The sequence below is a fragment of the Mariniflexile sp. genome, from assembly GCF_052728615.1.
On sequence record NZ_JBFVFE010000001.1, the window covers coordinates 1 to 20,063 of the forward strand.

Here is a 20,063-nt window from a genome sequence, read left to right on the forward strand (position 1 = left end):
AATCTAGCCTTACCTGTTAAATCATATTCCTCATTAATTTCTATTGGATCACCTAAAATCATAGTTATGCCCCCCCCTCCAAATTGCAATTGTCCTTGTTGGTAGATAGCTACTTGCTCTCTTGAGTTAGTTATAACTAATGGTTCTCCATTAACCAAACACCCGAAGGTATTCTCTCCGGTTTGAGTGAGCGGTGGCAGTTGGTCTATGGGGTTTTTTGGGGTATCATCATCGTTTTTGCAGTTTGTAACTGCCATAAGCATTAGGCTGTAAACTAGAAGCGTTGTAAGTGTTTTCATGGGGTCTGATTTAATTGTTTCTACATAAATTAAAGTTAATAAATTATTGTGAGTTTTAGTTACAGGTTTCCCGCAGTTTATGTTATGCTTTGGTTAAGATTGTAATTGCTTTTTTAAGGGCGCAACTCCAAAAATGGTTTTGGTGTCGTAAGGGTTTCTGCCCGCTACATCATAAATACGGTCGTTGCTTACCGTAACATCGCCATTGCTTACCGCATTGGTTTTATATTGTTGGTAATTGTAATATTGTGCTGCCACTAAAACATCTTCGGTACTGTTGGCTTGTTGGGTTTTAAGGTTGTTGAAAACAGTATTTGGTGCTACCATATTTTGGGCTACTGTACCCACACGCATGGTGTAAAGCGAACTATAAAGCGATTGCCATTGGGTTTTATCGACAAGATTATTTGTATTTATTATGCTACTATAGGCTTCTACTTCATTAAACCGGATACCAAATTCCTTTAAATAGCCTGTGGTAACCTTGGTTTTATCAATGTTGCCAAAGACATATTGCATCCTATTATAATAATCATTGTTTTGCGAAAAACTTTGAGAAAAATAACACAGAAAGATTGTTAATAAGAAGAGTTTTTTCATAATGGGTGGTTTTAAAATTTATTTATGGAATATATTTCATATCGAAGCGGCCTTCAGTTATATTAACTATTTCACAATCATCAGTTACAGTTGAGAATTTAAATATCCCAGCTACCGCACGAATCCTTTCGTGTGGCATATTATTTAAAAATCAAACATTCTAAAAATAAAAACATTAGTAATCAGTCCTTTTTATCTACCTAAGTAAATTCACACTTATATTTTTAATAAAGAATCCTATTTGTTTCAAACGCTTTTTTATTTTTGCACCATGGCAAATAACGAAGATCAATTTAAAAAGGTAATCTCTCACGCAAAGGAGTATGGTTACGTGTTCCAGAGTAGTGAAATCTACGACGGACTTAGTGCAGTTTACGATTACGCACAAAACGGTGCAGAACTAAAGAAAAACATACGCGACTACTGGTGGAAAGCCATGGTGCAAATGAACGATAATATTGTGGGCATTGATGCCGCCATTTTTATGCATCCAACTACTTGGAAAGCGTCAGGGCACGTCGATGCCTTTAACGACCCCTTAATTGATAATAAAGATTCTAAAAAACGCTATAGAGCCGATGTGCTGATTGAAGACTATTGCGCTAAAATTGAAGCTAAAATTGATAAAGAAGTTGACAAAGCAGCGAAACGTTTTGGGGATGCTTTTAATAAAGAAGAATTTGTTACCACCAACACACGCGTTGTAGAATATCAAGAAAAAATAAACACGACGCTTTCGCGTATGGCAAAATCTTTGGAAAACGAAGATTTAGCCGATGTAAAAGCATTGATTGAAGAGCTGGAAATTGCCGACCCATTAACAGGCAGCAGAAACTGGACTGACGTTAAGCAATTCAACTTAATGTTCGGAACAAAATTAGGTGCGTCAGCCGAAAATGCGATGGATTTATATTTGCGCCCAGAAACAGCACAAGGTATTTTTGTTAACTTTTTAAATGTTCAAAAAACAGGCCGTTTGAAAATTCCTTTCGGAATTGCGCAAACTGGTAAAGCGTTTAGAAATGAAATTGTAGCAAGACAGTTTATTTTTAGAATGCGTGAATTTGAACAAATGGAAATGCAGTTTTTTATTAAACCAGGCACTCAAAAGGAATGGTTTGAACACTGGAAAGAAACCAGAATGAAATGGCATTTGTCTTTAGGTATGGGAACAGAAAATTACCGTTTTCACGACCATGAAAAACTGGCACATTATGCCGATGCAGCCACCGATATTGAATTCAAATTCCCATTTGGTTTTAAAGAATTAGAAGGTATTCACTCACGTACCGATTTCGATTTAAGTCAGCATGAGAAATTCTCAGGTAAAAAATTACAGTATTTTGACCATGAAGAGAATGCGAGCTATACACCTTATGTATTAGAAACATCCATTGGTTTGGACCGGATGTTTTTGGCCATATTTTCAAATTCGTTAGTTGAAGAGGAATTGGAAAACAATACCACACGAACCGTTTTAAAACTGCCCGCAGTGTTGGCGCCAATAAAAGCAGCGGTGTTGCCATTAGTAAAAAAAGATGGTTTGCCAGAAATAGCTAAACAAATAATAGAAGATTTAAAATGGGATTTTAATGTGGACTATGATGAAAAAGATGCAGTGGGTCGCCGTTATAGAAGGCAAGATGCCAACGGAACCCCATTTTGTATTACCGTAGATCATGATACTTTAGAAAACAACACGGTTACCATTCGTCATAGAGATTCTATGGAACAAGAACGGGTAAAAATCGAAGATTTAAGAGCCATTATTAATCAAGCAGTAAATGTCCGTACTTGGTTAATGAAAATGTGATGAACGTAGTTCGTCATGCTGAACTTGTTTCAGCATCCATTAAAGCACAAAACCCAAGCAAATGCTTGGGTTTTGTGCTTTTTCTTTACACAGACCTCGCAGGTTTTCAAAACCTATGTGTTCGGAAGTTGAAAATTTTTGATAAACCGTTCCCCTCCTTGGAGGGGCTAGGGGTGGGTTTTATATTTTTCATCCCATTTACAAAATGGTTATATTAATTTGCCCACCCCTAACCCCTCCCAAGAGGGGAATTAAATGACGTTTGATTGGAAATAAAAGATTTTATTAAAATCTATATCCAAGATTTACACCGCCTTTACCTACAATATCATAATCGGTGCCTTCATTATTAAAAAGATTCCGTCCAATACCGCCAAAAATTTCAATACTGAAACCTTTTTTGGTAACCCATTTTCCTCCAACAGCAAAACCTAAGGCAAAATCTGTTCTAAAATCATCTTCATTATTTTCGAAAAGATCAATATTACGATTGGTGGAATTTAACATTCCAAAGCCTTCCACAAAAAAACCAGCAGCATATTTTTCGCCAAAATAAAAGCGATAATATGGAGAAATAGCATATTTTATATCACTATTAACAGCATTATCTATAGGAAGCAGAACGGATATTCCAACAGCCGATTCATCATTCAAGGTGGTTTCGTAACTAGCTTCAAAAACGCCAAGAATAAGATATAATCCATTTAATTTAAACTCATTGAAATTTTTAGTGGATGTGTTTTCAATGGTTTCCTGCGAAAACATAGAGGATGACACAAGGAAAACGATAAGATAAAATAATATAGATTTTTTCATAAAAAGTTTGTTTAAAGATTACATTTTTTAATCTCAAATTTTACTTCAATAATACAAAATATCTTACTTGTTTGTACAATTACAGATACTTTTTATATACTGATTTGTCTATCAATTTGTTGGTCCAGAGAAATAAGCGATTCTGTTCTTAAAATACCGTTAATGGTTTGGATATCGTGGTTCAGCAATTGCATTAAATGGGCATTGTCATGCGAAAGGAGTTTGATAAAAATGTTATAATTTCCTGTGGTGTAATGGCATTCCAATACTTCAGGAATACGTTTTAAGGCTCTTACAACGTCTTCGTTATTAATGGCTTTATCCAAATAAATACCGACAAAGGCCAGTGTAGAATACCCTAAAACTTTTGGGTTTATCATAAATGTGGATCCATTTAGTAATTTTGATTTTTCCAGTTTTTTTAATCTTTGATGTATGGCAGCTCCGGAAATACCTACGCTTCGAGCGATTTCTAAAATGGGTGTTCGGGCATCGGTAGTTAAGGCTCAAAGTATTTTTTGGTCGATACCGCCTATGGTGATGGGTTTGGTTTTGGATTTCGTTTATACCGGATTTCATTTTAAAACATACATGCAATAATATAGTTTTGAATTGAAACTAAAACTGCGTTAGCGATTGAAGCGGTATCCTTTTTTGAGGCACGAAAAAAAGATTTAGCGTAAAGCGCGACCCGTAGGGTAACGCCCAAATATCAACTATTTAAAGGATTATAGCCTAAATACGGTACTTCTTTTTCTTTAAATTCGATGCCAAAGGTTATTAACTCGTTTAAAATGGGCTGATAGATTTCTTTAAAAACAGGAATTTTAACGCCTGTTTCAGTGATTTTTCCGTTTAAAACAGCAAGAGCCGCCATAGCCACCGGTAAACCCACGGTTTTAGCCATGGCGGTATAGGTTTGGTCGTCGCCAAGAACCACCATACTGGCATCTATTTGATATTGTTTTCCGTTTTTTTCGTACCCAAACTTGTGGTACATTACTATCATATCTTTGTCGGTTGTATCGAGTGTCCAACTATCCATTAATATTTTTTGGAGAATTTGGGCTGGGGTTGCTTTTTTGAGTCCCACAGGTTTTTTTGCATTGAAAATATCGAGTTCTACCAGTTTATCCCAAACAATATCGTCTTGATCAATTTTAAGTTGGTGCCTTAATTTTAATTCTACCGAATCAGACGGACTATAGGGTAAAAAGGCATTGACGAAATCGCGGTAACTCATGTTTTCGCTATCGTCTATGGTATAGCTATCGTCGGTCATCCCTAAAGTGACAAAAATATGCCATGCTCTGCAAAAACCAACACGCCTTATGGTGCCTCGGTAAAGCGTTTGGACTCTATTTAGACCATAAACACTTTGGTATTTAAGCGAATCACGGTTGGCGTACACTTCAAAACGACCAAAATGGTCAATATTTAAAAACTCAGTACGTCTGAATAACCGATTATAAGGAATGTATTTATAAGTGCCTTCTTGTAAAAACTTTGCGGCACCACCTTGACCGGCCGTTACAACGTTTCGGGGGTTCCAAGTGAATTTATAATTCCATAGATTGTTGTCGCTTTCGGGTGCAATTAAACCACCTGTAAACGATTCAAAAAGTATAACGTGTCCGCCTTCATCACGAATACGATCTAGAACTTGCATGGCGCTCATGTGGTCGAGCCCTGGATCTACGCCAATTTCGTTCAAAAACAGAAGTCCTTTTGCCTTTACTGCATCATTCAAGGCTTGCATTTCAGGACTTATGTATGATGCGGTGACCATGTTTTTTCCAAACAAAATGCAATCTTTAGCGACTTCAATGTGTAAACTAGCTGGCAGCATGGAAATGACGATGTCGGCATTTTTTATGGCGTTTCTTCGAGATTCCTCATTAAAAATATCCAACGCAATAGCTTCTGTATTTGAATGGTTGCCAATGCTTTTTTTGGCAGCATCCGCATTTAAATCGGCAACAGTAACAAACAGATTTTCCGAAGTTGATTTATTTAATAAATATTTTAAAAGATAAGAGGTTGATTTTCCAGAACCAATAAGCAAAATCTTTCGCATAATGAGATTTGTTAAGTAATTTTGTAGCGACTAATTTAATAAATCCCAAAGGCATTTATTGCATAAACAACATATTAATATGAACAAAACAATATTGGTTACGGCATCCATTTTAGGGGTAATAGGCATCGTTTTAGGAGCTTTTGGCGCCCATGCTTTAAAGGAATTAATTTCTGTGGAAGCACAACAAACGTTTGAAACGGGTGTGCGTTACCAGATGTACCATGCTATTTTATTGTTGTTTGTTGGAGGCTCCGTTCTTATAAGACAGAAAACTAAAAAGAAAATTTATTTTTTGACCCTTGTTGGCATTATCCTTTTTTCAGGGTCTATTTATGGGTTGGCAACAAATGTGTTAACAACTTTTGATTTTAAAATTATAGGTTTTATAACCCCCATTGGTGGGCTGCTCTTAATTATGGCATGGCTATTTCTTTTTATTAATTTCGTAAAAATGAAATATTAAAATAAGAAATATGTAAAAATAATATTCTAATTTTGCACAATATATAATTTAGACTATTATTATGAGTGACCACAACCAGATTACTAAAACGATTTCGTTGGAAAAATATGGAATAAAAAATGCCAAAGTTAAATATCAACTAACCCCCGAACAACTTCATGAAATTGCCATTGAAAAGGGTCAAGGTGTGGAAGCCTCATCCGGAGCTTTGGCTGTAAATACAGGTGAATTTACGGGGCGATCGCCACAAGACCGTTTTATTGTTAAGGATGACATAACCAAGGACAAAGTTTGGTGGGGTAACATTAACATTCCTTTTGATGCCGATAAATTTGATAGCCTGTACGATAAGGTAACAGATTACTTATCCAATAAAGAAGTTTTTGTTAGGGATTGTTATGCTTGTGCCGACGATGATTACAAGTTAAACATTCGAGTAATCAATGAGTACCCTTGGAGCAACCAGTTTGCTTATAATATGTTTTTACGTCCAACGGATAAGGAGTTGGATACTTTTGAAAGCGAATGGACGGTGGTTAATGCACCCGGTTTTATGGCAAATGCTGAAGTAGATGGAACCCGGCAGCATAATTTTGCCATTTTAAACTTCACTAAAAAAATAGCACTTATTGGTGGTACTGGTTATACGGGCGAAATAAAAAAAGGAATTTTTTCTGCGTTGAATTTTATCCTTCCAGTTTATAAAAACACATTGCCCATGCATTGCAGCGCCAATGTAGGGAAGGATGGTGATACCGCTATTTTCTTTGGATTATCCGGTACAGGAAAAACAACCCTTTCTACCGACCCCAATAGAAGTTTGATAGGTGATGACGAGCATGGTTGGACTGCCGAAAACAGCGTGTTCAATTTTGAAGGTGGTTGTTATGCTAAGGTCATTAATCTTTCTAGAGAACACGAACCGGAAATTTATGATGCGATAAAAAAAGGAGCCATTCTTGAAAATGTTATTTTAGATGAAGATGGACATGTGAAATTTGAAGACACGTCCATTACCCAAAATACGCGGGTTAGTTATCCTATTCATCATATTGGGAACATTCAAGTGCCTTCAATCGGAAAAAATCCAAAAAACATCTTCTTTTTAACGGCCGATGCTTTTGGGGTATTGCCTCCCATTTCTAAATTAACGCCTAGTCAGGCGGCCTATCATTTTATATCGGGTTATACCGCTAAAGTAGCCGGAACAGAAGCGGGGGTTTTGAAGCCAACCCCAAATTTTTCCGCATGCTTTGGTGCGCCATTTATGCCACTGCACCCCACAAAATATGCCGAAATGCTAAGCCAAAAAATGATGGATTCCGGCGTCAACGTGTGGTTAGTAAATACAGGGTGGACAGGTGGCCCATACGGTGTTGGTACACGAATGAAGTTAAAATATACCCGTGCCATGATCAATGCGGTTTTAAATGGTGATTTAGGTTTGTATTGTTATGATAATTACCATATTCATTCAGTGTTTGGGGTAGCGCAACCTCGGGAATGTCCCGGAGTTCCAACCAGTGTATTAAGCCCCAGAGCCACATGGAACAATGATGAAGCCTATTATACTACTGCGTTTAAGTTAACCAATGCCTTTAGGGAAAATTTCAAAAAGTTTGAAGCTTTTGCCAGTGAGGAAATTAGACGCGGTGGCCCGCAACGATACGCATTTTGATCTAAATAATTGCCCGACGGTTCTACCTCGGGGTTTCCGAATTTACCTCCCCTTTTGGGAGTTCGGAATTGCTTTTTCGCAATTCCGGGTAGGCCAAAATAAACGCTTATTTACCTTTATTTGCTTTTTCAATATATTTTTCCAGTGCCATGGTCATGGAGGGGGTTTCTGGGGTTGGGGCCGCAATATCCACCCGCAATCCTTTTTCTTCCACAGCTTTAATGGTGGTATCACCAAAAACAGCTATACGTGTTTCATTTTGTTTAAAATCGGGGAAATTATGAAATAAAGATTCAATTCCAGAAGGACTGAAAAACACTAAAATATCATAATAAACATCTGCCAAATCTGAAAGGTCGCTAACTACGGTTTTATAAAAAATAGCTTGTTTCCAGTTAACGCCCAAAGCATTCAAGGTATCAGGCACTTCATCTTTAACTTTGTCGGTGTTAGGTAATAAAAACTTCTCCTCTTTGTATTTTTTTATCAGCGGAGACAGTTCAGAAAACGTCCGTTTCCCCACGTAAATTTTGCGCTTTCTATATACCACATATTTTTGGAGGTAAAAGGCAACTGCTTCAGACTGGCAAAAATATTTCATCGTGTCCGGCACTTTAAATCGCATTTCTTCAGCAACTCTAAAAAAGTGGTCAATGGCATTCCTACTCGTTAAAATAATGGCAGTGTAATTATTTAAATCAACTTTTTGTTGTCTAATGTCTTTTGCCGGCACACCTTCAACATGTATAAAAGGTCTGAAATCTATTTTTACTTTTTGTTTGTCTATTAAATCGAAGTAAGGCGAGTTTTCTATTTTAGGTTCTGGTTGAGATACTAAAATGGTTTTCACTTTCATAGAGGCACGTAGTTAGTTCTTTATTTTGAAATGAATACCTTGTACAATATAATACCGGGTGCAATTTCAAGTGCGCAAAGATACAAAATAAAATAAAAGAAGTTATGTTTTATTAAACTTTGATATGCTTTGATTGAAGTAATCAATCCAGTAATAATTACAATAAACAATAATATAACGATAACGTAAAAAAAGGTTAACGTAGGCTTAAAACTGAACAGTAAAAAAGCATTGACCGGTATTAATACCAAGCCCAAATAGTTCTTGTAACTTATTTTTTGAAAAAGATATTGGTCTATCATTTCGTCAATCTCCATAAGGCTTCCAATAAGGCGCTCCACAAAAACCTTTATCAAAATATACACACAAATACCGAATGATAATTTAAACATGGTATCCACGGAAATTACTCGGGTTTCTGTAAAAAATCCATAAACTATATAGCTAAAAAGTGATAGAGAAATTATTAAGTTGGTAAATAACAGCGCATCAAACCTGTCTAAAAATTTTTGTTCGCGAGCATAAATTTTAAGATATTTTGAGTTTCCTAAAACGGTAACAAAATCGTTAAAGCGCTTGGGCGAGGTCAGTTTTGCAAGCGCAATGACCACAAGGCTGACAACGAGCATAATAATAAAAAAATCGTTTGATATAGTATCCCTAAGCATCCCGTAAAATTATTATAAATATTTTATAAGAAGGGGTAATTATTAAGGAATATTTAAAATAAATAAACGCCTAATACTGTACATTTGCTAAAAACTAATGCATTTTCGTTAAACAAGAAGAATGACCGATACTGTTGTTATCATTCCCACATACAATGAAATAGAAAATATTGAAGCCATTATCAAGGCCGTATTTTCCCAATCGGAAGCTGTACATGTTCTTATTGTAGATGATAATTCTCCCGATTTAACGGGTTTGAAAGTTAAGGAACTTCAAAAGGAATTTCCCGATAGACTGTTTTTGGAAGTGCGTAAACAAAAATCCGGATTGGGCACTGCCTATATCCATGGGTTTAAATGGAGTTTAAAAAGAACCTATCAATATATTTTTGAGATGGATGCCGATTTTTCGCATGACCCTAACGATTTGCCCAAGTTGCATCATGCCTGCCACGTAAAAGGTGCCGATGTAGCTATTGGCTCAAGGTATATAACAGGCGTGAATGTAGTGAATTGGCCCATGAGCAGAGTGCTGATGTCGTATTTTGCTTCCAGATATGTGCGCATCATTACAGGCATGAAAATACACGATACCACCGCTGGATTTGTTTGCTATAAACGCACGGTTTTAGAGTCCATAAATTTAGACACTGTTAAATTTATTGGCTATGCGTTTCAAATTGAAATGAAATTCAAAGCCTATTTGAAAAAGTTTTATATTGTGGAAGTGCCTGTCATTTTTACTGATCGGACCCTGGGAGAATCCAAATTAAGTTCAGGTATTATTTCTGAAGCTATTTTTGGCGTTATTTCAATGAAATTAAAAAGTCTATTTAAAAAGTAGGTACCTATTATGAACCATCCATAAATATAAATTTTATACCCTAAAGAATGCTTAAATGGATGCACCATGTGACCATTGAAAAACAATAAATTGAACACATGAACCATCCATAACTAAATTTTGATACCCTAAAGAATGCTTAAATGGATGCACCATGTGACCATTGAAAAACAATAAATTGAACACATGAAGTTAAAAACAACACTTATTAAAAATGTCCACATTGTAAATGAAGGCATTATTTTTAAAGGCGATATATTAATTGAAGGGGAATATATTAAGGAAGTTAGCGATTCCATAAGTGCAAAATCTTCGGAAGTTTTTGTAATAGATGGAGAAGGAAAATACTTGTTGCCGGGAGCTATTGACGACCAAGTTCACTTTAGAGAACCCGGGTTGACAAAAAAGGCGACTATTGAAACCGAATCCAAAGCGGCCATAGCAGGAGGCATTACCTCGTTTATTGAAATGCCCAACACCAATCCGCAAACTACTACCATTGAAAAATTAGAGGAAAAGTTTGAAATTGCATTAAAAACATCCGCTGCAAACTATTCGTTTATGTTTGGTGGCACCAATGATAATTTGGATGAAATTTTAAAAGTAGATCCTAAAACCGTTGCAGGTTTAAAATTATTTTTAGGGTCTTCAACAGGCAATATGTTGGTTGATGACCCAAAAGTGTTGGAGAAAATTTTTAAAAGTACCAATATGGTGATTTCAGTCCATTGTGAAGACGAAGCAACCATAGAGAGGAATTTCCAAGCGCATTTAGAGAAGTATGGTGAAGATATTCCCGTAAAACAGCATCCTATTATTAGAAGTGAGGAAGCGTGTTATATATCGTCTTCCAACGCCATAAAGTTAGCCCAAAAAACAGGTGCTAGATTGCATGTTTTCCATCTTTCAACAGGGAAAGAAACCAATTTGTTCAGCAATAAAATTCCTTTAAAAGACAAAAAAATAACTGCCGAAGTTTGTATCCACCATCTATGGTTTACAGATGAAGATTACGATAAAAAAGGCACCTTAATAAAATGGAATCCTGCTATAAAAACGTCCAAAGACCGAGAACAATTATGGGAGGCTTTATTGGACGATAGAATTGATGTGATTGCCACCGACCATGCGCCACATACTTTGGAGGAAAAGAAAAACGTTTATACCAAAGCCCCTTCGGGCGGGCCATTAGTGCAGCACGCGGTACCTGCCATGTTGGAAATGTACCATAAAGGGAAAATATCCATTGAAAAGATTGTGGAAAAAATGTGCCATAATCCGGCTATTTTATTTCAAGTGGAAAAAAGAGGATATATAAAGGAAGGCTATTTTGCCGATTTGGTGTTGGTGGATTTAAACAATCCATGGACTGTTAAAAAAGAAAATATTCTATACAAATGTGGCTGGTCGCCTTTTGAGGGCACTACCTTTAAATCGAGAATTACCCATACCTTTGTAAATGGAGGCTTGGTATATCAAAACCCTAAATTTAACGATGTAAATTCTGCTAAGCGATTAACTTTTAATAGATGATGTTAAAACAGATTATTTTATTTCTGGGAATTATTTTGGTTGTTACGTCATGTAATGTTTTTGGAGGTCCCAAAAAACCAAAGGATTTAATTTCCAAAGCAAAAATGGTTGCCATATTAATTGATGCCAGACTAATAAGTTCTTCTAACTCTAAATATAAAGATACGATGCAAAAATATGGGGTTAAATTGGACACCTATGTTTTTGAAAAACATGGAATAGATAGTTTGCAGTTTGCTTTAAGCAACGAATACTATGCGTATCGTGCAAAGGATTATGAAGACATTTACAATAAGGTAACAGACAGCTTAGAAACCCTTAAAACAGTATTTAATGAACTGAAATTGAAAGAGGAAAAAGCAAAGATAAAAAGAGAAAAAGACTCTCTAGATTACTTGAAATTGCCAGATTCAATAAGAAGCATTAAAATGGATTCACTATCAAAAAATTCATTGAAAAATAGGCTAAAAAAGGAAGAAAGAGTAATGGTCAAACCTGTTTCAGATAAAGATCTCCAACCTCCAAAATAGTGTCCTTTACATCTTTAAAGTTATAATTTATTACTGATTTTAATTTATCATTACTATAATGGCTTTCTGTGGTTAAAGAATGCGCAAGTTGCTTTGTTAACTGCCTTCGTTTACCCATTAGTTTATGTGCCAACCAATCCAATCTCCAAGCTATATTCAATAATAAACGGCTCGCCATTTTTTTAGGAGGATTTGCTTTTACAGATGCGGCCAAAGTTTGTAAAAACTGCTTGTAAGTCCAGTTTTCTGCTACTAATACATAACGTTCGTTGGTGATGTCACTTTTCATTAAAGCCACCATAGCGGTTACAACATCTTCAACCGAAACAAGTGCTACGGTGCCAGACGTATAATATTTTAAACCGTTATGCGCTCTTTTAAAAAGACTGCCCGTGCCATATTTCCAAATACCAGCACCTAAAATAACACCTGGGTTTACCATTACCATATTTAAACCTTCTTGGGTGCCGCGCCAAACTTCCATTTCCGCACCGTATTTTGTTATGGCATACACATTATTGTCCTCTTCAGGGTTCCAATTGGTTTCTTCGGTAATGGCCTCATTTTTTAAGGGTGTTCCCAAAGTGGCAACAGAGCTTACATAACATAACTTTTTAATGGTATTTGAAATGCAAAGGTTCACAATATTGGCAGTGCCTTCAATATTTGTTTTTCTTAATAAATGGTATTTATCGGGTTCAAAAGATACGAAAGCGGCACAATGGTATACGTATAAAACATCTTTGAACGCTTCAGTCAATGCGGGAATATCCAAAATATCCGCTTGGACCCATTCAATGGATTCAAAAAGGACTTTATAATTGCTGGTGTAGGTGCCAAAAACATCTTTTACTTGCTGTAATTTACGTTCATTCCTGTAAATAGCTCTCACTTTTTCGTTATTGCCCACTAACTTATAAAGTAAATGCGCGCCAACTAAACCGGTACCTCCTGTTACTAAAACCATGCGGCTAAAATAGTGAAAAGCCCCATAACTCGCAAAGCGGGAACTCCTAATATTGCGGTTTATTCTTTTTTTGGGGCTTCAGTGGTTCCCCCTTTGGGGGTAGGGGGCTTTTCTTTGTTTTTATTTTTATCTTTGCCCTAGTTTTAAAAAAATCAAAAAAATAATGATAAGGAATTTTGTTGAAGAATTAACTTGGCGAGGTATGGTACATACCGCAATGCCAGGAGCAGAGGAACATTTAATGGAAAGCATGCGAAGTGCTTATGTGGGTTTCGATCCTACTGCCGATTCTTTACATATTGGAAACTTAGTGCCTATTATGTTACTGGCGCATTACCAACGTTGTGGGCATAAGCCCGTGGCATTGGTTGGTGGCGCTACGGGAATGATTGGCGACCCGTCTGGAAAATCCAGTGAGCGTGCATTATTGGATGAAAAAACCTTACGCCATAACCAAGAAGCCATAAAAAACCAACTGGCCCATTTTTTGGATTTTGAAAATAACGTTGCCAATGCCGCGGTTTTAGTAAACAATTACGATTGGATGAAAAACGTTTCGTTTTTGGAATTTATCCGGGATGTTGGGAAGCATATCACAGTAAATTATATGATGGCAAAAGATTCGGTTAAAAACCGGATTTCTTCCGATTCTTCAGAAGGGATGAGTTTTACCGAATTCACTTATCAACTGGTTCAAGGTTACGATTTTCTTCATTTATATAAAGAAAAAGACTGTTCCATCCAAATGGGCGGAAGCGACCAATGGGGAAATATTACAACGGGCACGGAATTGATTAGACGTATGGCTGGCGGAAAAGGATTTGCCATTACGTGTCCGTTGATCACAAAATCGGATGGTTCAAAATTTGGAAAATCAGAAGGCGGTAATGTGTGGTTGGACGCCAATAGAACGTCGCCCTACAAGTTCTACCAATACTGGTTGAATTCTACGGATGAAGATGCTGAAAAATACATTAAAATTTTTACCTTTTTAACCGAAGAGGACATCACTAATTTAATTAGTGAACATAAAGAAGCACCTCATTTACGCATATTGCAAAAACGTTTAGCCGAGGAAATCACGACCATGGTTCATTCTAAAGATGACTTGGAAAATGCCATAAAAGCAAGTGAGATTCTTTTTGGAAATTCCACGGGAGATGATTTAAAGAAACTTAATGAACAGACTTTTTTAGATGTTTTTGATGGCGTTCCGTTAACTGAAATATCACAAACAGACATAGAATCTGGATTGGATATTATTGCAGCCTTGGCAGAAAAAGGAGGCTTTTTAAAATCGAACAGTGAAGCGCGTCGTGCCTTAAAGGAAAACGCGGTTTCGGTCAATAAAGAAAAAGTACAAGAAGATTATACCATTACCACAAAAGACTTAATAAATAATAAATTTGTGTTGTTGCAGCGTGGAAAAAAGAATTATTTTGTTTTAAGAATGGTTTAAAAAAACAATAAAGCCTAAGTGAGAAACCCAGGCTTTATACTAACCAACCAACTAAAAAAATTAATCTTTCTTTTTCAAAGTTTCATTATAGTCGTTAGTTGTTTTTAGAACTTACAAATAAATAGATCATTTTTTAAATTTTATCTGTTCCCAGTTTTTATTGGCTTTATCTTTTAAAAGTTCTGGATTTTCTTTCTTCCATAATTCCAAAGTATTGGTTCCCCAAGTATTGAACTCATCTTGGCTTCTTCTATTTCCTAAAAAACTACTAAAATTCTTCCATATTTCGTTACCTTTTTTATGCGTAGCGATGCTATGCCTTTCAAAAAGTGCCTCATCTGAACAAATTTTATCTCGTTTTCGGTTAAAAACAAAAAGTCAAGATGAGTTCATTGTAAAATAAATACAGTTTGCCATCTTTTACTAGAAAAGCTTCTGGGTTTATACCCACTTTATCGTTTTTGGCAGCAATGGCATAAGCGCAGTATCCACCATATTGCGGTACAAATTTTTCGGGGTTTTTAGTAAATGTATTTAGATTTTTTTTGGATGAAAATTTATAGTTTATACCATCAAATGTTGTGACGAAATTTTTATGGCCTTCCACAGATTTATTGTCAAAATAAGCAACCACATCGTAACCATTTGCAGCAAATCCTTTTTTTGTATTATAATCGGTAGTCTGCGAAAAACTAACAGAAACAAAGAGTAAAAATAAGGGAACAAGACTTTTCATAAATTGATTTTTATAATAAGTCGGAAAGAAATTTATAAATTACAAAACCATCAAATTACATCCACGAATATCAGAATTATCAAAACGACCTATCACTTCAAAAGTGTCGTTTTCATAAACCCTTCCTAAATCTTGCGTAGCATTAAACGAGCAGGAATTAATATTTGCTAAATCAATCACATTAATGCCTCCAGCTTTTCCTTTGGGGTTTATGGTTAAAGCATCTTCGGTGTCTCGGGTTAAAACACGCATCCAGTTTGGGGTGTTAAAAATGCCATTTCCTTTGGAATACGCCTGACTTAACAATTCGGTCATGCCATATTCAGAATGAATGGTTTCAACACCGAAGCCCTGTTTTAATTGCGTGTGCAGTTCGTCTCTAATCAATTCTTTTCTGCGCCCTTTCATACCACCGGTTTCCATAATAATGGTATGTTTCAAGTTGAATTGATAGGTTTCAACCAAATCCATTAAAGCGAAAGACACCCCAATAAGTAATACTTTTTTTCCTTCGGAATCTAATTTGATCAAAGTATCTTTTAATACTGATATGTTATTTAAATAAAACCCACTCTCAGGTTGGTTGGATTGTTTTATTAAGGCATCAACCATATAAATTAAAGAGGAGCCTTTGCGTTCTAAATAAGATGGCAACAATGCTAAAATTACATAATCCTCAATAGTACCATAAAACTGTTGAAAGCCTTTGGAGAAACTTTGTTCGTAAATTTTTAAATCGGTAACTAAGTGCTTGCTCGATATGCTTCCTGTGGTTCCAGAGCTTGTAAATACTGTTTGTTCAGGTTCTTTTGAACTTAAAACAGGATGGGTTTTAAAAAATTGAATGGGCAAAAACGGAATGTCCACTATCGTTTTTACATCGCTGGGGTGTTTGTACAGCAAATCGCAAAACGAACGATAAACACGGTTGTTTTCAAACTGAAATTTAAAAATTTGCAATGCCAAATCTTCAAATTCTTCTTCGGTTTGAACATTAAAAATGGTGTTTGTGTTTATCATGGAACAAAAGTAGAGAAAATAAAAAAACGTTGCTATTGGCAACGTTCTTAATATTATGATTTTTCAGTGTTGTCTGATAAAAATGTCACTTGTCCTATTTTTAGGATGTATCTCTCGATTATCACCTAGTTTCAACCTCCTAATAAAAATCAAGGATTTCAAAAAGTTTAAAAAAATAGTAAGTGTGTTTATCAATTAGTTACTATAAAGTCTATATTCTAACAGCGGTCTTGAATCTCTACCCGACAAAAATGATTACTTTATCACCAATTTTCTGGTTTCACTTATGTTATCTTCAGTAATTTTTAAGATATAAACACCTTTGCTTAAGTTAGATATGTTTAATTCTTTGCCAGTTAAAACGGTAGAAAACACTTCTTTTCCTAAAACGTTATAAAACTCAATTTTTTTGGTTAAATCACGTTTTGATGAAATATAAATAAATATTTTGCCGTTAGTAACAGGATTAGGGTATATAGAAAGGTCTTCTATATTTTGTTGAATAGAATTCGTGTTAGCGAAACTTTGACTGTGCCCTTGTTGGGCAGTTGCAAATGCTAAAACAAAAAATAAAAGTATAAAGTAGTTTTTTTTCATCTATTCAATTCAATGCCGTAAAGGTATTAAATTACAACAAAAGTGATGCCAAAAAAGTGTTAAAGATAAGTGTGTTTTAACGAAAGATTAATTTACCGTAAACTGTTTGTTACCTTAATGTTATTTATCTTGGAAATTTTATAATATCATGTTATTAGTTCTATCTTTACTTAAATAATTGCGTTTTATTTATTTTTAGGAAATGAAAAAAAAGGACATTAAAATCTTGTTGGTAGACGATGAACCGGACATTTTAGAAATAGTTAGTTACAATCTGTCCAGTGAAGGGTATCAAGTCATTACTGCTGAAAACGGTCAGGAAGCTGTTAAAAAAGCAAAAAAAGAACTTCCTAATTTAATTATTTTGGATGTGATGATGCCCGAAATGGATGGTATTGAAGCCTGCGAAATCATCAGAAAAAATCCTGATTTACAAAACACACTTATTGTTTTTTTAACTGCTAGAGGGGAAGATTACTCGCAAGTTGCCGGTTTTGATGCGGGTGCCGATGATTATATAACCAAACCCATTAAACCTAAAGTATTGGTAAGTAAGGTGAAGGCGCTTTTAAGGCGTTTTAAGGAAGATGACGTTGCCGATACGTTTAAAATTGGTACTCTGGAAATAAATAGGGACGAATACAAAATAACTTCAAAAGGAAAAGAAATTATTTTACCAAGAAAAGAGTTTGAATTACTATCTTTATTGGCGTCAAAACCAGGAAAAGTTTTTAAACGTGATGAAATTTTAGATTCTGTTTGGGGTAACGAAGTTGTTGTTGGCGGAAGGACCATTGATGTCCATATTCGTAAACTTCGCGAAAAAATAGGAGACGATAGTTTTAAAACCATAAAAGGTGTTGGCTATAAGTTTGTAGATTAATGCAGCCAAAATTTAAAAAATCTTATAAGTTTGCGATCATGACATCGCTCTACATCACACTATTTATAACGCTCTTAACGAGTGTTTTTTTATATGCTTATTATGCCATAAACGGTTGGGTTATTTTTGCATTTTCCGCTAGTATGTTCGTGGTTTCTTTTATTGTTATTCAGTATCGGGTAGAACGTTTTATCTATAAACGTGTTAAAAAAATATACGACGATTTAACACTTTTAGAATCTACAACCATATCCAAAGGGGCCATTACCACCGATATGAAAACGCTTACCGAAGAAATAGATAAGTTTGCCCGCGATAAAAAAATTGAAATAGAAACCCTCAAAGTTAGGGAAAACTACCGAAAGGAATTTTTAGGAAACGTTTCCCACGAATTAAAAACACCACTGTTTACCGTCCAAGGGTATGTTTTAACCTTGTTGGATGGCGCCATGAACGACAAAGCACTTAGGGAAAAATATTTGGAAAGAGCGAGCAAAGGGGTAGAAAGACTGGGTTATATTATTAAAGACCTAGATATGATTACCAAGCTTGAAGTGGGCGATTTGAGTTTGAATAGAGAGGTTTTCAACATCGTTGAATTGGTAAAAAATGTGTTCGACATGCTTGAAATGAAAGCTTCAAAAAAGAGGATTACGCTTACATTTGATTCTGATTATTTAAATCCTATTTTGGTGAATGCCGATAAAGAGCGCATCCAGCAAGTATTGGCAAACTTAATTGTTAATTCCATAAAATACGGACGAGAAAAAGGCACCACCGAAGTTAGTATTGAAAACCTGATAAAAAATAGGGTTATTGTAAGAGTTACCGATAATGGTGAAGGTATTGGAAAAGTGCATTTGCCCCGTTTGTTCGAACGTTTTTACAGGGTTGATAAAAGCGGTTCGCGTAAAGAAGGCGGTTCTGGCCTTGGGCTTTCCATAGTCAAGCATATTATAGAGGCGCACGACGAAAAAATATATGTGGAAAGTGAATATGGTGTGGGAAGCGAGTTTTCCTTTACTTTAGAAAAGGCTAAATAACGCTTTAAAATCAACCTCAAAATCAACAGGTTCCAAACCTTTGTAATCATCGGTATCCTTAATTTTATCCATAGTAAAGTCCTCTTGTTTACAACTTGGCACTAAACGCATTTCTGTAAGGCGCTTCGCCAAATATTCCTGTTCAAACTGCCCGGGCGTTGGTATAAAAAAAGCTTTTTTGTTCAGTTTGGCCAAATCCATGATGGTAGTATAACCAGACCTAGATATAACCAAAGCGCTTTCATTTATGGTTTTTTCCAACAAGGCTGAGGTCATAAAATTATAAACCGTCATATTGCCCATCAATTTTATGGTCTGTTCATTTTCCATCACACCCCTAACTACATATACTTTTCCCGGATAGGTTTTAAATTCCGATAAAAGTTTTTCCTCAAGCAAGCTGCGTTGTGGTTCTGGTCCAGAGAGCAAAATCAGTACATCGTTCACAATTTTCAAACCTTTCTTTTCAAACCTGCTTAACGGTCCTATATAAGTTGTTGGTATTTCAAAAGAACCGGCGTACCCTAATTTACCACTAAAATTAATTTCGCCATCCACGTCCGGCACCCAACACGCATCAAATTTTTTAATGGATTTTTCATGGATTTTGGTGCTGATCCATGTGGTATTTCCACTTAATACATGCAACTGGTGCGTTATAAAAACCGAAGGCACCCTTTTATGGTAAAATCCCAAGCGGTTATCAGAAATAATCCCACTAATATTTTGCATTTCAACAATATCCTTAAGCATTTTTTTTTCAGCCTTAATGGCTTTTAACAGTTTAGGGGAGTCTTTAAGAAGTTTCAGCTTTAAAAATTTTCCGTTCCTAGCATAAGTTACGTGGTATGAAGGTAGTTTGATGGTAGATAAGCTCGGGAATTCTTTTTGCAAAAGCATAAGGGCGACCCCATCACTGGCAATAACAGGAACAAAGTTATTTGCAATCAAAGCATTTATAATGGGGATGCATCGTGTGGCATGTCCTAAACCCCAATTCAAAGGTGCTACTAAAATTCTTTTTTTCTTCATGTTTTTGGGCGTGCCCACAAGGGTCGGGCTTTCCATTACAAGTCCTCGCTCTCCCGATAGCTATCGGGATCGCTGTGGGCTTTTCATTGCAGTCCCTCACGCAAATGTCAGCAAATTCAAAGATAAGAATATAAAGGCTTATGTAT

At 35.7% G+C, this 20,063-nt stretch carries 19 protein-coding genes and 2 pseudogenes; 9 read left to right on the top strand and 12 right to left on the bottom strand.

From position 1 onward, the window contains the following. Together ACU1LP_RS00005 and ACU1LP_RS00010 are read right to left on the bottom strand one after the other, a co-directional pair. Nucleotides 1-299 (bottom strand): annotated as a pseudogene (locus ACU1LP_RS00005) (hypothetical protein); the annotation flags it as partial. 93 nt (nt 300-392) lie between these two features. Continuing rightward, nucleotides 393-899: a hypothetical protein gene (locus tag ACU1LP_RS00010; RefSeq protein WP_445735221.1), complete on the bottom strand. Its 507-nt coding sequence runs from the start codon at nt 897-899 to the stop codon at nt 393-395. A gap of 271 nt (nt 900-1,170) precedes the next feature. On the opposite strand from ACU1LP_RS00010, the gene ACU1LP_RS00015 reads away from it, so the two are divergent. After that, entirely contained in the window at nt 1,171-2,712 is a 1,542-nt protein-coding gene (locus tag ACU1LP_RS00015) for a glycine--tRNA ligase (RefSeq protein ID WP_445735222.1), read from the top strand. Between the two features lie 285 nt (nt 2,713-2,997). On the opposite strand, the gene ACU1LP_RS00020 is transcribed toward ACU1LP_RS00015, so the two are convergent. From ACU1LP_RS00020 to ACU1LP_RS00030, 3 genes and pseudogenes are all read right to left on the bottom strand, one after another. Then, nucleotides 2,998-3,528, bottom strand: a complete 531-nt coding sequence (locus tag ACU1LP_RS00020; RefSeq protein ID WP_445731786.1) for a DUF3575 domain-containing protein — start codon at nt 3,526-3,528, stop codon at nt 2,998-3,000. Between the two features lie 92 nt (nt 3,529-3,620). Next, nucleotides 3,621-4,070 (bottom strand): annotated as a pseudogene (locus ACU1LP_RS00025) (Lrp/AsnC ligand binding domain-containing protein). A 170-nt stretch (nt 4,071-4,240) separates the two neighbouring features. After that, nucleotides 4,241-5,605 (bottom strand): saccharopine dehydrogenase family protein, encoded by a 1,365-nt coding sequence (locus ACU1LP_RS00030; protein WP_445735223.1) that lies wholly within the window; start codon nt 5,603-5,605, stop codon nt 4,241-4,243. 79 nt (nt 5,606-5,684) lie between these two features. On the opposite strand from ACU1LP_RS00030, the gene ACU1LP_RS00035 reads away from it, so the two are divergent. Both ACU1LP_RS00035 and pckA read left to right on the top strand, forming a co-directional pair. Then, nucleotides 5,685-6,071 (top strand): DUF423 domain-containing protein, encoded by a 387-nt coding sequence (locus ACU1LP_RS00035; RefSeq protein ID WP_445735224.1) that lies wholly within the window; start codon nt 5,685-5,687, stop codon nt 6,069-6,071. Between the two features lie 61 nt (nt 6,072-6,132). Next, entirely contained in the window at nt 6,133-7,749 is a 1,617-nt protein-coding gene (gene pckA, locus ACU1LP_RS00040; protein WP_445735225.1) for a phosphoenolpyruvate carboxykinase (ATP), read from the top strand. Between the two features lie 106 nt (nt 7,750-7,855). Here pckA and ACU1LP_RS00045 read toward each other — a convergent pair whose 3' ends face one another. After that, the gene (locus ACU1LP_RS00045; RefSeq protein ID WP_445735226.1) at nt 7,856-8,605 is read right to left on the bottom strand and encodes a uroporphyrinogen-III synthase; all 750 of its coding nucleotides are present in this window, start codon (nt 8,603-8,605) and stop codon (nt 7,856-7,858) included. A gap of 20 nt (nt 8,606-8,625) precedes the next feature. Beyond that, nucleotides 8,626-9,234: a DUF4271 domain-containing protein gene (locus ACU1LP_RS00050; RefSeq protein ID WP_445731781.1), complete on the bottom strand. Its 609-nt coding sequence runs from the start codon at nt 9,232-9,234 to the stop codon at nt 8,626-8,628. A 160-nt stretch (nt 9,235-9,394) separates the two neighbouring features. Here ACU1LP_RS00050 and ACU1LP_RS00055 point away from each other — a divergent pair, with 160 nt between their 5' ends. The 3 genes from ACU1LP_RS00055 to ACU1LP_RS00065 all read left to right on the top strand — a co-directional run bounded on the left by ACU1LP_RS00055 (nt 9,395) and on the right by ACU1LP_RS00065 (nt 12,180). Beyond that, nucleotides 9,395-10,117 carry a polyprenol monophosphomannose synthase gene (locus ACU1LP_RS00055; RefSeq protein ID WP_445735227.1) on the top strand — a complete coding sequence of 241 codons (723 nt, stop codon included), beginning with the start codon at nt 9,395-9,397 and terminating at the stop codon, nt 10,115-10,117. A gap of 186 nt (nt 10,118-10,303) precedes the next feature. After that, nucleotides 10,304-11,650: a dihydroorotase gene (locus ACU1LP_RS00060; RefSeq protein ID WP_445731779.1), complete on the top strand. Its 1,347-nt coding sequence runs from the start codon at nt 10,304-10,306 to the stop codon at nt 11,648-11,650. Continuing rightward, nucleotides 11,647-12,180 (top strand): DUF4296 domain-containing protein, encoded by a 534-nt coding sequence (locus ACU1LP_RS00065; RefSeq protein WP_445731778.1) that lies wholly within the window; start codon nt 11,647-11,649, stop codon nt 12,178-12,180. The genes ACU1LP_RS00060 and ACU1LP_RS00065 overlap by 4 nt, the downstream gene beginning before the upstream one ends. Here ACU1LP_RS00065 and ACU1LP_RS00070 read toward each other — a convergent pair. Continuing rightward, nucleotides 12,140-13,147, bottom strand: coding sequence for an NAD-dependent epimerase/dehydratase family protein (locus ACU1LP_RS00070; RefSeq protein WP_445734351.1), 1,008 nt, complete (start codon nt 13,145-13,147; stop codon nt 12,140-12,142). The two genes, ACU1LP_RS00065 and ACU1LP_RS00070, sit on opposite strands and share 41 nt — an antisense overlap. Nucleotides 13,148-13,310: 163 nt before the next feature. Between ACU1LP_RS00070 and tyrS the strand changes: the two genes are divergently transcribed. After that, nucleotides 13,311-14,606, top strand: coding sequence for a tyrosine--tRNA ligase (gene tyrS, locus ACU1LP_RS00075; protein ID WP_445734350.1), 1,296 nt, complete (start codon nt 13,311-13,313; stop codon nt 14,604-14,606). Nucleotides 14,607-14,970: 364 nt separating this feature from the next. Here the strand turns inward: tyrS and ACU1LP_RS00080 are convergent, their stop codons facing one another. From ACU1LP_RS00080 to ACU1LP_RS00090, 3 genes are all read right to left on the bottom strand, one after another. Continuing rightward, on the bottom strand, nt 14,971-15,342 hold the full coding sequence (locus tag ACU1LP_RS00080) for a YHS domain-containing (seleno)protein (RefSeq protein ID WP_445734349.1): 372 nt from the start codon (nt 15,340-15,342) through the stop codon (nt 14,971-14,973). Nucleotides 15,343-15,381: 39 nt separating this feature from the next. Then, nucleotides 15,382-16,362, bottom strand: coding sequence for a LuxE/PaaK family acyltransferase (locus ACU1LP_RS00085; protein ID WP_445734348.1), 981 nt, complete (start codon nt 16,360-16,362; stop codon nt 15,382-15,384). Between the two features lie 255 nt (nt 16,363-16,617). Next, complete coding sequence (locus tag ACU1LP_RS00090; RefSeq protein ID WP_445731773.1) at nt 16,618-16,959, bottom strand: T9SS type A sorting domain-containing protein; 342 nt, start codon at nt 16,957-16,959, stop codon at nt 16,618-16,620. Between the two features lie 202 nt (nt 16,960-17,161). On the opposite strand from ACU1LP_RS00090, the gene ACU1LP_RS00095 reads away from it, so the two are divergent. Beyond that, nucleotides 17,162-17,842, top strand: coding sequence for a response regulator transcription factor (locus ACU1LP_RS00095; protein ID WP_445735228.1), 681 nt, complete (start codon nt 17,162-17,164; stop codon nt 17,840-17,842). Next, nucleotides 17,842-18,885: a sensor histidine kinase gene (locus ACU1LP_RS00100; RefSeq protein WP_445735229.1), complete on the top strand. Its 1,044-nt coding sequence runs from the start codon at nt 17,842-17,844 to the stop codon at nt 18,883-18,885. Before ACU1LP_RS00095 ends, ACU1LP_RS00100 begins: the two co-directional genes overlap by 1 nt. Here ACU1LP_RS00100 and ACU1LP_RS00105 read toward each other — a convergent pair. Continuing rightward, nucleotides 18,868-19,917: a glycosyltransferase gene (locus ACU1LP_RS00105; protein WP_445735230.1), complete on the bottom strand. Its 1,050-nt coding sequence runs from the start codon at nt 19,915-19,917 to the stop codon at nt 18,868-18,870. The two genes, ACU1LP_RS00100 and ACU1LP_RS00105, sit on opposite strands and share 18 nt — an antisense overlap. Nucleotides 19,918-20,063 lie beyond the last annotated feature (146 nt).

Coding starts and splice junctions, on each gene's coding strand:
- ACU1LP_RS00010 (WP_445735221.1), bottom strand. CDS start 899: ATGAAAAAACTCTTCTTATTAACAATCTTTCTGTGTTATTTTTCTCAA.
- ACU1LP_RS00015 (WP_445735222.1), top strand. CDS start 1,171: ATGGCAAATAACGAAGATCAATTTAAAAAGGTAATCTCTCACGCAAAG.
- ACU1LP_RS00020 (WP_445731786.1), bottom strand. CDS start 3,528: ATGAAAAAATCTATATTATTTTATCTTATCGTTTTCCTTGTGTCATCC.
- ACU1LP_RS00030 (WP_445735223.1), bottom strand. CDS start 5,605: ATGCGAAAGATTTTGCTTATTGGTTCTGGAAAATCAACCTCTTATCTT.
- ACU1LP_RS00035 (WP_445735224.1), top strand. CDS start 5,685: ATGAACAAAACAATATTGGTTACGGCATCCATTTTAGGGGTAATAGGC.
- pckA (WP_445735225.1), top strand. CDS start 6,133: ATGAGTGACCACAACCAGATTACTAAAACGATTTCGTTGGAAAAATAT.
- ACU1LP_RS00045 (WP_445735226.1), bottom strand. CDS start 8,605: ATGAAAGTGAAAACCATTTTAGTATCTCAACCAGAACCTAAAATAGAA.
- ACU1LP_RS00050 (WP_445731781.1), bottom strand. CDS start 9,234: ATGCTCGTTGTCAGCCTTGTGGTCATTGCGCTTGCAAAACTGACCTCG.
- ACU1LP_RS00055 (WP_445735227.1), top strand. CDS start 9,395: ATGACCGATACTGTTGTTATCATTCCCACATACAATGAAATAGAAAAT.
- ACU1LP_RS00060 (WP_445731779.1), top strand. CDS start 10,304: ATGAAGTTAAAAACAACACTTATTAAAAATGTCCACATTGTAAATGAA.
- ACU1LP_RS00065 (WP_445731778.1), top strand. CDS start 11,647: ATGATGTTAAAACAGATTATTTTATTTCTGGGAATTATTTTGGTTGTT.
- ACU1LP_RS00070 (WP_445734351.1), bottom strand. CDS start 13,147: ATGGTTTTAGTAACAGGAGGTACCGGTTTAGTTGGCGCGCATTTACTT.
- tyrS (WP_445734350.1), top strand. CDS start 13,311: ATGATAAGGAATTTTGTTGAAGAATTAACTTGGCGAGGTATGGTACAT.
- ACU1LP_RS00080 (WP_445734349.1), bottom strand. CDS start 15,342: ATGAAAAGTCTTGTTCCCTTATTTTTACTCTTTGTTTCTGTTAGTTTT.
- ACU1LP_RS00085 (WP_445734348.1), bottom strand. CDS start 16,362: ATGATAAACACAAACACCATTTTTAATGTTCAAACCGAAGAAGAATTT.
- ACU1LP_RS00090 (WP_445731773.1), bottom strand. CDS start 16,959: ATGAAAAAAAACTACTTTATACTTTTATTTTTTGTTTTAGCATTTGCA.
- ACU1LP_RS00095 (WP_445735228.1), top strand. CDS start 17,162: ATGAAAAAAAAGGACATTAAAATCTTGTTGGTAGACGATGAACCGGAC.
- ACU1LP_RS00100 (WP_445735229.1), top strand. CDS start 17,842: ATGCAGCCAAAATTTAAAAAATCTTATAAGTTTGCGATCATGACATCG.
- ACU1LP_RS00105 (WP_445735230.1), bottom strand. CDS start 19,917: ATGAAGAAAAAAAGAATTTTAGTAGCACCTTTGAATTGGGGTTTAGGA.